A 13,864-nucleotide genomic window follows, 5' to 3' on the forward strand; every position below is an offset into this window, starting at 1 on the left:
AACTAACATTTGATGCAAAAAAATAAATAGAGTGGTTTTATATTTTGTATGTCATTTTATGTTTGTTTCTCCATATTAACAAATGGAATATGGAATTGAAGCTTTCCCTTCATTTGTTTAATATTCATTTTTCCCCCATGTAATAGATGATTAAAGTCAATAATAACCGGCAATTGATTATTTCCAATGGCAAATAATGCCTTCTTTTCAACTGGTAGGTAAGCTGACGTGTGTATCGTTCCAGCTGAGGCATCATATTGATGAGAAAATATTTCTTTTTCCTGATCATTTAATAATCGATAAGCCTTAATTACATCCAGATTTGGACGTTGATTTGTTTTTAATGTATTCCATCTTCTTAATGAGTCATCCATACGATAACGATTTTCTTCTGTTAATAATTCAAAATGATTGGTGCTAACCGTTGCCTTTCTTGCCACAACTTTTCTTGGGGAGGCTTCAACTACATATGATTCACCAAGCTGATCTAAAAGTACATAGCTAAATGAAGTTCGGTGTGGAATCTTCTTTAGCATCACAATGGCCTCTTGAACATTGGCACAGGTTTCTAAAATGATACGACAAATCATATTACAGACAAAACCATTTTCAGAACCAACTCTATTAATGAAGTTATAGCCCACAACTAACCCCTTTTCATTCATCCCATCGGTTCGGCCTGTTATTTGCATGGAAGGGCCGATTGTAGCATAACCTGTATCTGTTGGTTGATAGATAAGATACCTTCCTTCATAATAACCGGGATGGCTGTCATAGTTACGGATGTAATATTTAGAACCAGTTAATATAGAACATCCACTTTGCTCATAATCAACATAATAACCGCCAAATTCGATTAATGCATCCTCAATCGACCAGTTTAAGGCATCTGCAAGTCCTTGAAGTTCATCCAGCATACTTGGCATCAAGTTGGAGAATAATTGGATGGCTTCCTGCTTATTTATATGGAAATGACGCTTTCTGGATTTAGACCATTGCTTTTTACGATTCTCCAGGATAGGTGATTTTTTTAAAAGCTCCCCTTGCATCAAACCAAAATCATAGTGATTCCCATTAAATTGGATTGTATCGCTATAATACTGTTTCAATTACAATCACCTCATTTGGGGTTTTCTCCTTCAACCCATCATCAATTTAGCAATCAGCCAATCGAATTGCAACTAAACAGCTTTCATGAAGCCAGATTTGGATTAGGCTGGGGTACAAAATCTGCCTCCCAGCCTGTTGTCAAATTCTATCTTTATTTAATCTCTTAATGGCTTTAATGCATTGCCCCATGCATGAAGCTGTTCAAACATCGCATTCATATTTGGTTCGTGAATGGCTTCTTGTGGAGTGAATTCCCCTTTTGCAAAATTAAAATCTGTGAATACAGATAGGCCAACCTGTGCGCGAACACCTGGAACTTGTAATTCTGCAAAAATCAATCGTAAATGCTCTACAGCTCTGGCACCTAAAGAACTTCCATATGCTACAAATCCTACCGGTTTATTATGCCATTCATGATGCAAAAAATCGATAGCATTTTTAAGCGCTCCGGTTGGTGCATGATTATATTCAGCTGTTATTACGATAAAAGCATCCAGGCTGGCAATCTTTTCGGACCACTTTTTCGTATGTTCCTTTGTATATTGACCTAAAGATGCTGGCATTGGTTCATCTAATAATGGAAGATTGTAATCTGCAATATCAACAATTTCATATTCTGCATCATTTCTCTGTTTTGCTTTCTCAAATACCCAATTGGCAACTGCCTCCCCGTTGCGCCCTGGTCTTGTACTACCAATAATAATTCCTATTTTTAACATCATAATTCCTCCTATTTTTTTAAAGTCGTACGATACATTCCTCATCAAATACAGTATCTCGAATTCGAGGAATCAATCGCGATTATTTCCTTATCTAAATTTCTATATAGAATCGCATCTTACAGTTAATCCTTGCTATTATTAGTTACTGCTACAAATCCCCCCTTTCAAATCAATGTTGCAGAAAATTATTTGACTACTCAAGTGATATCATAAAAAAAAGACCTATTCTGTGTTTTGGCCCCATCCCAACTCCACTAATGACTTTACCACTCAATTGATAAAAAAGCAAACATCAAAATGCAAAAATGTGATTTACAAGTGAGCGATTCTCGTTTTTTATCCATGTATAAAGCCCAATACAGGTGATTAACAATCCTATTATTTCTATTCCCGAAATAATTTCTTGGATATATTTTTTATTTAATATTATAATAAAGAGAAAATTGTCTTATCTTTAAGAATATACTGGAGGTTCATTGTGAAAAAAGTTTTTACCTTTCTAAAATCATATAAAATCCCCATTACCATTGCCTACAGTCTTACCTTTATTGAATTGACTGTTGAACTGTTGCTCCCACTTTTTCTTGGTCTCATGATTGATGATGGTGTTGTACAAAAAGATATGCAGAATATTGTCATGTGGGGCAGCATAATGCTTGGGCTCGCATTTTTATCATTTATTGCAGGAATTATTAATTCATTTTATGCCTCTCATACGGCAAATGGTTTTGCTTTTGACATTCGTGAAAAGCTATTTGAGAAAATACAAGCCTTCTCATTTGCAAATTTAAATAAATTCCCAACATCAGGGATTGTTACCAGATTTACCAATGATGTACGTCAAATTCAAAATACGATATTTATGGCACTGCGCATCATGATAAAAGCACCGTTTCTAGTAATTGGCGGTGTCATCATGGCTTTTATCGTTAACGTGAAATTAGCACTTATTTTTCTTATTACAGTTCCTTTATTGGTGATTTTTATTTTATGGGTACTAAAAAAAGCAACCCACATGTTTGATCGTGTCCAACAAAGTGTCGACAACGTCAATCGGGTCATGCAGGAAAACCTGGCGGGAATGCGACTAATTAAAGCTTTTTTACGCCGAAAGCATGAAGAAAGTAGATTTACCGTAGCAAATCGAGATTTAGCTACCATTACACAAACAACTTTCCGATTTATTGAAGCTTCTATGCCAATTTTATTATTTATCATGAACCTAAGCTTAATTTCTATTCTATGGTTTGGTAATTTGCAATCTGTTGCAGGTACGACTGAAGTTGGGGATGTTGTCGCAATTGTGAATTATGCGATGCGTGTCGCAATGGCAATCTCTATGTTCACATTTATCATTCTTGCCTTTTCTCGTGCAAAAGCATCGGCAGAGCGTCTGTCAGATGTACTGGAAGAAAAAGTTGACCTTGTCGATGACAAAACAGCGGTAAAGAATCTGCAGATTGCCAATGGAGAAATCGAATTTCAGGATGTCTCATTTATCTATCCAGATACGGATACTCCTGTGCTGCAGCAGCTGTCCTTCCATATTAAATCAGGAGAAAAGCTAGCTATTATTGGCGCGACCGGCTCGGGTAAGTCATCTTTATTCCAGCTTATCCCACGCCTATATGATGCTAATCAAGGAAAAATAACGATTGATAGAAAGCCAATTGCTTCATTTACTTTGGAGCATTTACGTAAAGGGATTGGTTACGTTCCGCAAAACCCTCTCCTTTTTAGCGGAGCTATCAAAGATAATATCGCCTGGGGAAAGGACCATGCGACGGAGGAAGAAATTATTCAGGCGGCAAAAGATGCCCAAATTCACGATACCATTATGAGCTTGCCCGACCAATATGAAACAAAAATTGGTCAAAAAGGTGTGAATTTATCCGGTGGTCAAAAACAAAGGATCTCCATTGCACGCGCATTAATTCGCAGGCCAAAAATACTGATGCTGGATGATAGTACAAGCGCATTGGATCTTGCGACAGAAGCACGCTTACTTGATGCGATTCGAACAGATACCGGAACAATGTTAATTATTACACAAAAAATCTCTACTGCATTAAACGCAGATCGAATCATGCTGCTTGATTATGGAAAATTACTGGCAATCGGTACCCACCAGGAATTACTGGAAACATCTGATTTATATCGAAAAATAATTGCTTCTCAATTTGGAAAGGAGTATGCACATGCTGATTAATCAAATAAAACGTCCTTTTCAATATGAAAAAATACCACTGGATTCTGTTAATACAGATAAAAAGTCAAAGGCAAAAAACACAGCCGGAACAGTAAAACGAATTTGGTCTTATTTGGCGAGAGAAAAAGCCAAACTCGCACTTGTCATCTTAATGGTCGTTATTAGCTCTGGATTAAGTCTGTTAGGTCCTTATATGATTGGGATGGCGATTGATGATTATATTGTGACAAAGGCCAGTGCCGGACTTGGCATACTTCTTATTTGGTTAATTGTCATTTATTTCATTCACTCGATGTCTATCTTTTTACAAAACTTTTGGATGGTTGGGATTGCACAAAACACAGTCTACTCTTTGCGTTCTGACTTGTTCCATCACTTTCACCGCCTGCCAATTTCCTATTTTGACAAACGTCAGCATGGAGAACTGATGAGCCGAGTTACAAACGACATTGATAATGTGAACAATACATTAAACCAATCTGTCATCCAAATCTTTTCCAGTTTATTAACCTTGGTCGGAACGGTATTGGTCATGCTTTACTTAAGTCCACTTTTAACCGTTGTTACGATGTCGATTATACCGATTATGTTTCTTGGCATGCGCTGGATCACAAAACGTACGGGGCCACTATATAAACTGCAGCAGCGTGATCTTGGAGAATTAAATGGTTATGTGGAAGAAACTGTTTCTGGTCAACACGTCATAAAAACCTTCTCACAAGAAGAACGCGTCATTGAAGCGTTTAGGGAAAGAAACCAAAATCTACGCCGTTCTGGTTTTTGGTCACTAACTATTTCCGGATACATCCCTAAAGTAATGAACATGCTTAATTTTGTTAGCTTTGCCCTGATTGCTTTGGTAGGCGGGTTACTGGCAATTAGCGATACCAGTACAGTCACAGTAGGTGTAATCGTTATTTTCGCTGAATTGGCACGTCAATTCACACGACCCCTTAATGAACTATCGAATCAGTTCAACATTATCCTTTCAGCTGTCGCAGGGGCAGAACGTGTTTTTGCGGTAATGGATGAAGAAGAGGAAGAAATGGATGAACAAACAGCGAAGGAATTAGCAACTACAAATGGAAAGTTTTCTTTTCAAGAGGTCCGATTCGGATATGAGGAAACACCGATATTAAAAGGGATTAGCTTCGATGTAAGTCCTGGTGAGTCGGTTGCATTTGTCGGTCACACTGGTGCTGGGAAAACGACCATTATTAATTTGATTTCTCGTTTTTATAATTATGATGTAGGAAAAATCACCTTGGACGGTATCGATATCAAAGACATTAAACGCTCCAGCCTACGTTCACATATGGCGTTTGTGCTGCAGGATTCTTTTTTATTTCACGATACCATTCGAGAAAACATTCGTTATGGTCGCTTGGACGCTACCGACGAAGAAGTGATTGATGCAGCAAAGAAAGCAAATGCACATGAATTTATCAGTCATCTTCCACACGGTTATGACACCATCTTAGACCAAACCGGCAGTGGGATTAGCCAAGGACAGAAACAATTATTAACCATTGCAAGAGCATTTATTGCTGAGCCCTCCATCCTTATTTTGGATGAAGCAACGAGTAACATCGACACCATCACAGAGGTAAAAATACAGGAGGCTTTAAAGCAGTTGATGAAAGGTAGAACAAGCTTTATTATTGCTCATCGACTTAATACAATTCAAGAAGCGGATGCAATTATTCTGCTGGAGCATGGTGAAATAATGGAACAAGGCAATCACGATGAATTAATGAGGCAAAAAGGACGTTACTACGATTTATACAACGGCCAGCTCCAAGAAATAATGGCCATATAGCTTAGTAGGTGGACGGAAGTTCCTTTGCCCTATGGAATATTAAAATAACTAATGATAAAATAAAAGGGAATAGTTTACGTTATAAAAAAAGAGGGAATCCATATTGGATAGAGGTGTAGTATTTGGGTAGAAAAGGCAAGATGCTGGAAAAACATATAGACAGCAAGTATTTACAAGAAACGATGACACTGAAATTGTATCTGCCGGAATTCTTCACCCCTTTGTATAAGTATCATGTTTGTATCATGCAAGATGGAAATGATTACTTTCAAATGGGGCGCGTTGCAACGAAGAGTGATGAACTGCATGATGATGGAGAAATTGAAAATACAATTTTTGTTGGTATTCATTATGAGGATAGATTTGACCGTCGAAAAAAATATCATCCAGCCGGTGAGCAACAGCCAGCATATATGAAGTTTCTGGCTCATGAAGTTATCCCATTCTTGGATGATACGCTCCCAACCTATCAAATGGGACAAGCCCGTACATTAATGGGAGATTCTTTAGCTGGAACACTCGCTTTAATGACTGCGCTGCGATATCCAAATATATTTGGACGGGTAGTGATGCAGTCACCATACGTAGATGATCTTGTATTAGAAGCAGTAGCAAATGCCAGCAATATTCCTGCATTGGATGTTTATCACAGTATTGGTACTTCGGAAACGGCAGTTAAAGTAACAGATGGAGCTATTTTGGATTTTTTAGAGCCCAATCGACGTCTGCATGAGGAGTTAAAACAGCTTCCAATCACATACCATTACAAGGAATTGGAACAAGGAGAACACACGTGGAAATATTGGCAAAATGAAATGTCGGAAGTATTAACAACTATGTTTGGTTAAAAACATACGCTTCAACTAGCAGGAGTCCCCTGCTGCCATATTTAATTTCAATCACACCAGGAACCGCAACCGTTTGAAAGAAAAATATTCCAGGAGGTTTTATAAAATGAAATATGGTATTGCTGTTTTTCCGTCAAAACAAATTCAGGATGAAGCAAATTCTTATCGGAAAAGATATGACCCGCATTATGCGTTAATTCCGCCACACATCACATTAAAAGAATCGTTTCAAGTGGACCAGGAAAAAATAGATGAGTTAGTCATTGAGCTTAAAAAAATTGCCAATGAAACAGATCCTTTTACAATTGCGATTGAAAAAGTGAGCACCTTTGCTCCTGTTACAAATACCATTTATTTAAAAGTCGAGCCTAATCAAGCATTGGAAGAGCTGGTCGAGAAAATGTACACTGGTAAATTCCCATCTGAAATGGAGCATCCATTTGTTCCTCATATTACCATTGCTCAAAAGCTAGTAGAAGATGAGTATTCAGATGTGCTTGGCAGCTTAAAAATGAAAAAATTGCAATTTGAAGATACTGTAGACCGTTTTCAATTATTATATCAATTAGACAATGGGTCTTGGACCGTTTACGAATCCTTTGTCTTTGGTAAGGAAGTATTGTGATTATTCGAATAGCCGAAACTCCATCTGAATTAAACCAAGCCTATCAAGTAAGAATGGACGTTTTCGTTAAAGAACAGCATGTGCCAGTGGAATTGGAAATGGACGAACATGATAAGGAAGCCATTCATTTCGTTGGTTATGTGGACAACACTCCTGTTGCTGCCAGTCGTCTTCGATTCGTCGACACCTATGGCAAGCTGGAACGAATTTGCGTACGCGCAGAACAACGTGGACAATCCTTTGGTAAACAAATTATTTTACGTATGGAAGAACAATTGAAAGAAAACGGCTACTCCACTGCAAAATTGAACGCGCAGACACATGCACTCGAATTTTATCATCGGCTTGGTTATGAAGTGATTTCTGAGGAGTTCATGGATGCTGGAATTCCCCATGTCACCATGGTTAAACAGTTAAAATAAAGTGAAACTTCAATCCGTGGGGGTTTTCCACTTCCCTCCACCGATTGTTAGTTGATCGAATCAGGTCTTTTACTGGCTATTGATCCACCACTTACAATTCTTGTTATCAACAAAACTCTTGATGTGGGGTCTTACAGCCAGTTAATCTGTGATTAAATGGTCTCAAACGTATAAACACTAGGGAGATAACTCCCTAGTGTTTTTCATGTTCCAAACGAATGACTTTATACATTTTGGTTACCCTACTGAGTGAAGTATCCGCTCATTTTAATTGTTTGTTGAAGGGGGAAGTATAAAGTTGGATTCCTATTTTCACATGTTTATTGATACGCTATTTGGTTTTTCTGCTTTGTTTGTATTAATGAAAATACTTCGAAAAACACAGATGTCTGCATTAACGCCATTTGACTTTATATCTGCCGTAATCATTGGAGAATTGGTTGGAAATGCCTTATATGACAAGAAAGCAGGAATTCCAGAAATTGCTTTTGTCATTATTTTATGGGGAGGATTGCTGTATACAGTAGAAATTATTTCACAGAAGTTTATGCGAACCAGATACATTATCGAAGGAAAGCCATCCATCATCATTCATAAGGGTAAATTAATTCGGGAAATCATGAGAAAGAATAAAATTGATATTAGTGAAGTGCAGCAATTACTGCGAGATAAAGATGTTTTTTCAGTTCAAGAAGTGGAATACGGCATCTTGGAAGCCAATGGAAAAATATCCGTCCTTAAAAAGTCTGCCTATCAAGTACCAAATAAAAAGGATTTAAATATTGCACCAGTAGATATTTTCTTACCTTACACCCTTATCAATGACGGTGAAATCATTACGGATAATGTAAAAGAAGCAGGTCTGCATAAAGAGTGGTTGGAGAAAGAATTAAAGCGCCAAGGCTTTGACAAAGTGGAGGATGTTTTTTACGCAGAATATACAGAAGGAAAAAAATTATTCGTTCTCCCATTTACAAAACAAACAAAAAGAAAAAGCGATTAAAGGAGTTCCCTCTCCATTAATCGCTTTTTTGGAAAATCCATTTATAATCTCGTATCGTATGATGCAATTTATGTGCTTTAATCAAACCAATCACATAAGCCGTAGCTGCTGTCCGAAACAAAAGCCATTGTGCTAACGTTGGTGCATGCACTTCATATGATTCACACATCTTGGCAATGATCTGTTCATGAGAAATGCCTGTCTCGTATTGACAAACTGTTTCATACGTCCAATCTAAGACTTCATGATGATAATCGAGGTTTGCCTTCACTGTGGGGATAAACTCCTGCTCAAATTCTCCATGTCCAGGTACAGCACCAGTACAATCAATCGTTTGAATTTTTTCCAATGTTTCTACAGTTAAAGCTGCATCTACAATATATGGTATTTTATGCTTATGTAGCTGTTCCTTACCAAAATAACTATCTCCTGCATACAAAATAGTATCTACTACTAATCCTAGTTGGTGATAGCTATGCCCTGATAAATCATATGTATGAAGCTCGAAAGAACCGAATGAATATATCCCTTCCTCTACCTTCTCCGCTACTGTAATAGGCTTCCCTTCCAGAAATTTATTACGAAGCTCTTTCAATGGTACATTCCCACCAAATAAATAAAGCGGCTCCAACGCTGGATTCTCCAGAATAGCCGCCTCAAAAACGGGTGCCATTGTCTTCACCATATGCCGTTCTTGTAAATAAGACGCACCACCATAATGATCCGCATGGGCATGGGTAATAAATAGATGTGTAATTGGCAAATTCTTTTCTTCTAATTGCCGCAAGACCTTTCGCATTACAGAATCATCAATCCCGGCATCAATTAATAACCCTTCATCCCCATGATGGACATAGCCAATATTAACCGGCGCCGAAAAATAATAGCATGTCTCATTTAACTGTATGAATTTCACCATGCTCCCCTCCCTACTCATATATGTGTGCGACATGTACTATCATATACTTTCGCTGAACAGGTGCCCTTTTCCTGTTAAGGATGCCGTAATTTTTTCATTTATTCTATTTGCTTTAGCTCTATTTGGTGTTCGCTCCAATACAGAAGCGCGAGACCATTTATCATATTTATTTTTTATAACCTCATGTTGAGCATCTAAAATGGCTTGAAAGGGTTTTTCAATAAAATAGGAATTGCCCTTTTTTTCCACATTTCGATTTTGATAATCGATGGATTGAAAATTCGTTACTGGTAAAATATATCCCATTTTCATACCCCTTTCTTCTATATTTATACATTTCGAATAGTCGATCTCTTTTCTGGGTGCACATCTCTATTTTTCTATACCCTTAAAAGTACCTTTCTAAAACCTTGTATATTGGTGGGATATTTTCATTTTTAAGTAAAAAACAACTGTACCGAGACAATATCCACAGAAAGAAAGATACTCGCCCACACCATCTATAGCGGGACACATATTCTATTAAAGACAATATGTCAATAAGCTTAAAGAAGGGAGAATGTATTCATGGGTTGTGGCTGTGGAAAAGACCGAAATACCGGCAGCTGTGTTTGTGACATTCTAAAAGAGATTGTGGATGCGCAAAATGATGTCGTAGAAAATTGCTGTGACACGAGCTGTGAGCAGTCCATTAATGATTTACTGGGGGTTACAGAATCTGGAAGTGGATTGGATACCGTACCAATTATTTTATATTGTAAAGATGGCTGTAAACCATTTAAAGGATATGGGGCACACCGCTCACACCACGGTATTGGTGACATTGTAGCCAGCTTTATTTTCAGAGTAAAACGGGTGGATGATGATTGCTGTGCCGTATTGGAATTGGTACGAAAAAATGATGAAAGCTGTGAACATCTAAAGGATCCTTGTCATCAGGATACGCATCATTTAGAAGCAACTGGAATCTGTATTACGGTTGATTTGAATTGCTTCTGTCATGTCACTTGCTTGCCTGCTGTTTCACTATTCAATAACTAGGTTGAAAGTATACCATTGAAAGAAGGGCAGCCTTTTTTCAATGGTATTTTTTTATTTTTAAAAACCGAGCATACGCACATCTGTTACAGATGTAATGGGGATCGCAGTAATTCCCGGTTTCCTTACAACTTGCATATGAACAACTTCATCCTTTAATTCCATGATGATACCACGGTAATTTCTTTCTGCTGTCTTTAGTTCACACTTCATTTTTGGTACGTGGGTTGGCTTTTCCGCAAGATAGGCTATTTTTTCAAGTAATTTCATATCCTTAAACTTTGGACGTGATTGCTTTTCTTTTTGAGTCATTCCTTCATTTTCTGATATATCTTTATCCACCTTATCCTTTATTCTATCTTGAGGAATAGATAATACATTTTTCTTTGGTGAACGGCGCACCGGTCGTTTCTCCCGTTCTACGGACTCCTGTACAGTCGTTTTATCTTCAACTGCCAGTGTTTCATTTCCTCTGCCATATGAACGATAATGCTGCTGCATTTTCGCCTCAGGAACCTTTAATGTTGGTTGGTGAATATATAGCATAGGTTCACGTGCATAACCATGACTGTTTTCCAACGCATGTTCTCCCCTTTCGTTCATGGATTCATCCCATTATATGAACCCAATTTTCAAAATGTGCTCGGACATGATGCACATCGAACAATAGACCGGGAACAGACGACTTCTTTCTTAAAGTCCATCCATAGATAAAACATGTAACAGAAAAAGCTATCTTCAAAAACATGTGTCCATCACTTGTTTTCAAAGATAGCTTTTTTCAATTTATATGAGATAGCTAATGAAGGTTGTTGCAATACCAAAGTAAATGAGAATAGAAGTAATATCATTTAATGTGGTAATAAAAGGACCTGATGCTACTGCAGGGTCAATCTTTAACTTTTCCATTAAAATCGGAATGAGTGATCCTGACAGTGTAGCAACTGTTAATGTTGCCAATATAGAGATCCCTACGAGAAAGCCAAGAAATAACTCACCTTTCCATAGATAGATGACGACCATAATGACAACACCACAAACACTTCCAGTAATTAAACCAGTCGTCGCCTCTCGCACCATCAGTTTAAGCTTCCCTTGCTTCCCATATTCACCTGTCGCTAATCCACGAACTGCAACAGCCAGCGATTGTGTTCCAGTATTCCCGGCCATACCAGCGATTAATGGTATAAAAATAGCCAACAAGGTTACTTGATCAAGTGTATCCTCAAACCTTCCAATCAAACTTGCGGTAAACATACCTAAAAATAATAAAATAATCAACCATGGCAAACGTTTTTTAGCTGCCTGTAATGGACTATCATCCAGCCGTTGCACCTCTGACATCGCAGCTAACTTAGAATAGTCATCACTTGCTTCTTCATCCATGACATCGAGAATATCATCGACTGTAATAATTCCGAGCAAATGGTTCTGAAAATCAACAACAGGGACTGCTAGAAAGTCGTAATCCCGCATCATCTGTGCAATTTCTTCCTGATCTTTGGCAACAGAAACCGAAACAACTTTTTCACTCATTAAATCATTAATAATCGCAGTCTCATCTGCAATAATTAAGTCACGTAGAGATATAACACCTACTAAATGCTTGTCCTCATCAACCACATATAAATAATAAATGGTTTCCGCATCTGGTGCTTCTTCTTTCAGCTGCCTCATTGTATCCTTCACAGTTTGGGCTTTATTAATTGCCACAAACTCAGTTGTCATGATACTACCAGCTGTTTTTTCTTCATAATGCAATAGCTGTTTGATTTCCTCTGCAGCTTCTTGATTCATAATCGTTAAGAAACTCGCTACCTTGTCTTTTTCCATTTCATTTAAGATGTCAACCGCATCATCCGTTGGCAGATGAGCGAAGACCATGGAGGCAAAGCGCGGATCCATTTCGGAAAATAGTGGTTCTGTATCTTCCAATTCAATATGCTCAATTAAATCTGCTGTTTCCTCAGGTGATAAATAAGCATAAATTTTTAGTCTTTCTTCATGGTTTTGATCCATAAAAAAAGTGGATTGATCGTACGGGTGCATTTCAAGAAATTCTTCACGAAATGCTTCCATGTTTTCTGACTTAAGTGAATCCATCAGGTTATGGATATGTTCCTCATATGCAATGTTTTGTTCCATCTTCCCTCACATCCCTTCACCAAAAAAATAACAACATTACAGTTATACCATACATGAATTGGTACTGTCACACAAAGTTGTTATCCAATTAACTCGTTTCTGCGACATCACCATGCAATAAACCTAGCATTTTAATCTTTTCCCTTTTGAGGGACTAGTTATTCCTGTATTCTTAAACATGTATGAAAAGCGGTTAAAATGGGTTAGCTAAATAAATGGAGGACATACTATATTCATTATTAAAGGTGGTGTTTATGATATGAAATATGATGTGATTGGTGATATTCATGGCTGCTTTGATGAGTTATGCGAGCTGCTGGAAAAACTCGGTTATAAATGGTTGGATTCTACCTTCCAGCATCCAGACGGCAGAATTCCTGTATTTATAGGGGATTTAACTGACCGTGGCCCCGCTTCGTTACAGGTCATTGAGCTTATTTATCAAATGGTTATCAAGCACAAGCATGCATTATATGTACCAGGTAATCACTGTAATAAATTATATCGATATTTTCTTGGAAATCCGGTTGTATTGCAGCATGGAATTGAAACGACTGTGGATGAGCTAAAGCAATTATCATCCAATCAGCAGAATCGTATTCAAAAGAAATTTAAACATTTATATGAGCAAGCACCTTTATATCTGCAGTTACCTGACGTTAATGCGATTATTGCGCATGCAGGGATAAAAGAAACATTCATTGGTAGAAAGGATAAAAAGGTAAAATCCTTTGTTCTATATGGAGATGTTTCGGGGAAAACCGATGAACAAGGAAGACCCATTCGCAATGATTGGGCTAAACATTATCAAGGCAATAGCTGGGTTATTTATGGTCATACACCTGTTCTACAGCCGCGAATCATACACCATACTGTTAATATTGATACTGGCTGTGTATTTGGTAATCAATTAACAAGTTATCGGCTGCCTGAGCATGAAATTGTATCAGTACCTTCCAAGCAGCCATTTCTTAGAGATAAATTCACAACATTTGATACATGAG

Annotated in this window: 14 protein-coding genes; 8 read left to right on the forward strand and 6 right to left on the reverse strand. The window is 37.7% G+C overall.

Annotated features, from left to right (window positions below; translation table 11 throughout):
• Positions 1 to 56: 56 nt before the first annotated feature.
• Positions 57 to 1,109 carry a C45 family autoproteolytic acyltransferase/hydolase gene (locus DX933_RS05860; RefSeq protein WP_123315539.1) on the reverse strand — a complete coding sequence of 351 codons (1,053 nt, stop codon included), beginning with the start codon at positions 1,107 to 1,109 and terminating at the stop codon, positions 57 to 59.
• Positions 1,110 to 1,265: 156 nt separating this feature from the next.
• On the reverse strand, positions 1,266 to 1,829 hold the full coding sequence (locus tag DX933_RS05865) for an NADPH-dependent FMN reductase (protein WP_123315540.1): 564 nt from the start codon (positions 1,827 to 1,829) through the stop codon (positions 1,266 to 1,268).
• Positions 1,830 to 2,310: 481 nt separating this feature from the next.
• Here DX933_RS05865 and DX933_RS05870 point away from each other — a divergent pair, with 481 nt between their 5' ends.
• The 6 genes from DX933_RS05870 (at position 2,311) to DX933_RS05895 (ending at position 8,758) form a co-directional block, all read left to right on the forward strand.
• On the forward strand, positions 2,311 to 4,041 hold the full coding sequence (locus tag DX933_RS05870) for an ABC transporter ATP-binding protein (RefSeq protein ID WP_123315541.1): 1,731 nt from the start codon (positions 2,311 to 2,313) through the stop codon (positions 4,039 to 4,041).
• Positions 4,031 to 5,860, forward strand: coding sequence for an ABC transporter ATP-binding protein (locus tag DX933_RS05875; RefSeq protein ID WP_123315542.1), 1,830 nt, complete (start codon positions 4,031 to 4,033; stop codon positions 5,858 to 5,860). The genes DX933_RS05870 and DX933_RS05875 overlap by 11 nt, the downstream gene beginning before the upstream one ends.
• 122 nt (positions 5,861 to 5,982) lie before the next feature.
• The gene (locus DX933_RS05880) at positions 5,983 to 6,708 is read left to right on the forward strand and encodes an alpha/beta hydrolase (protein ID WP_123315543.1); all 726 of its coding nucleotides are present in this window, start codon (positions 5,983 to 5,985) and stop codon (positions 6,706 to 6,708) included.
• A 106-nt stretch (positions 6,709 to 6,814) separates the two neighbouring features.
• The gene (locus DX933_RS05885) at positions 6,815 to 7,333 is read left to right on the forward strand and encodes a YjcG family protein (protein ID WP_123315544.1); all 519 of its coding nucleotides are present in this window, start codon (positions 6,815 to 6,817) and stop codon (positions 7,331 to 7,333) included.
• On the forward strand, positions 7,330 to 7,755 hold the full coding sequence (locus DX933_RS05890; protein WP_123315545.1) for a GNAT family N-acetyltransferase: 426 nt from the start codon (positions 7,330 to 7,332) through the stop codon (positions 7,753 to 7,755). The genes DX933_RS05885 and DX933_RS05890 overlap by 4 nt, the downstream gene beginning before the upstream one ends.
• Positions 7,756 to 8,053: 298 nt before the next feature.
• Positions 8,054 to 8,758: a DUF421 domain-containing protein gene (locus DX933_RS05895; RefSeq protein WP_123315546.1), complete on the forward strand. Its 705-nt coding sequence runs from the start codon at positions 8,054 to 8,056 to the stop codon at positions 8,756 to 8,758.
• A 16-nt stretch (positions 8,759 to 8,774) separates the two neighbouring features.
• Here DX933_RS05895 and DX933_RS05900 read toward each other — a convergent pair whose 3' ends face one another.
• A complete protein-coding gene (locus DX933_RS05900) occupies positions 8,775 to 9,677 on the reverse strand; it encodes an MBL fold metallo-hydrolase (protein ID WP_223805880.1) in 903 nt (300 codons plus the stop codon).
• Positions 9,678 to 9,716: 39 nt separating this feature from the next.
• On the reverse strand, positions 9,717 to 9,983 hold the full coding sequence (locus DX933_RS05905) for a hypothetical protein (RefSeq protein ID WP_123315547.1): 267 nt from the start codon (positions 9,981 to 9,983) through the stop codon (positions 9,717 to 9,719).
• A gap of 261 nt (positions 9,984 to 10,244) precedes the next feature.
• Here DX933_RS05905 and DX933_RS05910 point away from each other — a divergent pair, with 261 nt between their 5' ends.
• Positions 10,245 to 10,718, forward strand: a complete 474-nt coding sequence (locus DX933_RS05910) for a CotY/CotZ family spore coat protein (protein ID WP_123315548.1) — start codon at positions 10,245 to 10,247, stop codon at positions 10,716 to 10,718.
• Positions 10,719 to 10,775: 57 nt separating this feature from the next.
• On the opposite strand, the gene DX933_RS05915 is transcribed toward DX933_RS05910, so the two are convergent.
• Positions 10,776 to 11,294 (reverse strand): CotO family spore coat protein, encoded by a 519-nt coding sequence (locus DX933_RS05915; RefSeq protein ID WP_190279426.1) that lies wholly within the window; start codon positions 11,292 to 11,294, stop codon positions 10,776 to 10,778.
• Between the two features lie 207 nt (positions 11,295 to 11,501).
• Entirely contained in the window at positions 11,502 to 12,860 is a 1,359-nt protein-coding gene (gene mgtE, locus DX933_RS05920; protein ID WP_123315550.1) for a magnesium transporter, read from the reverse strand.
• Between the two features lie 259 nt (positions 12,861 to 13,119).
• On the opposite strand from mgtE, the gene prpE reads away from it, so the two are divergent.
• A complete protein-coding gene (gene prpE / locus DX933_RS05925) occupies positions 13,120 to 13,863 on the forward strand; it encodes a bis(5'-nucleosyl)-tetraphosphatase PrpE (protein ID WP_123315551.1) in 744 nt (247 codons plus the stop codon).
• The last annotated feature ends 1 nt before the right edge of the window (position 13,864 follow it).

It is taken from the genome of Ornithinibacillus gellani (assembly GCF_003730295.1).
In the GTDB taxonomy this organism is placed as follows: Bacteria; Bacillota; Bacilli; order Bacillales; family Amphibacillaceae; genus Ornithinibacillus_A; species Ornithinibacillus_A gellani.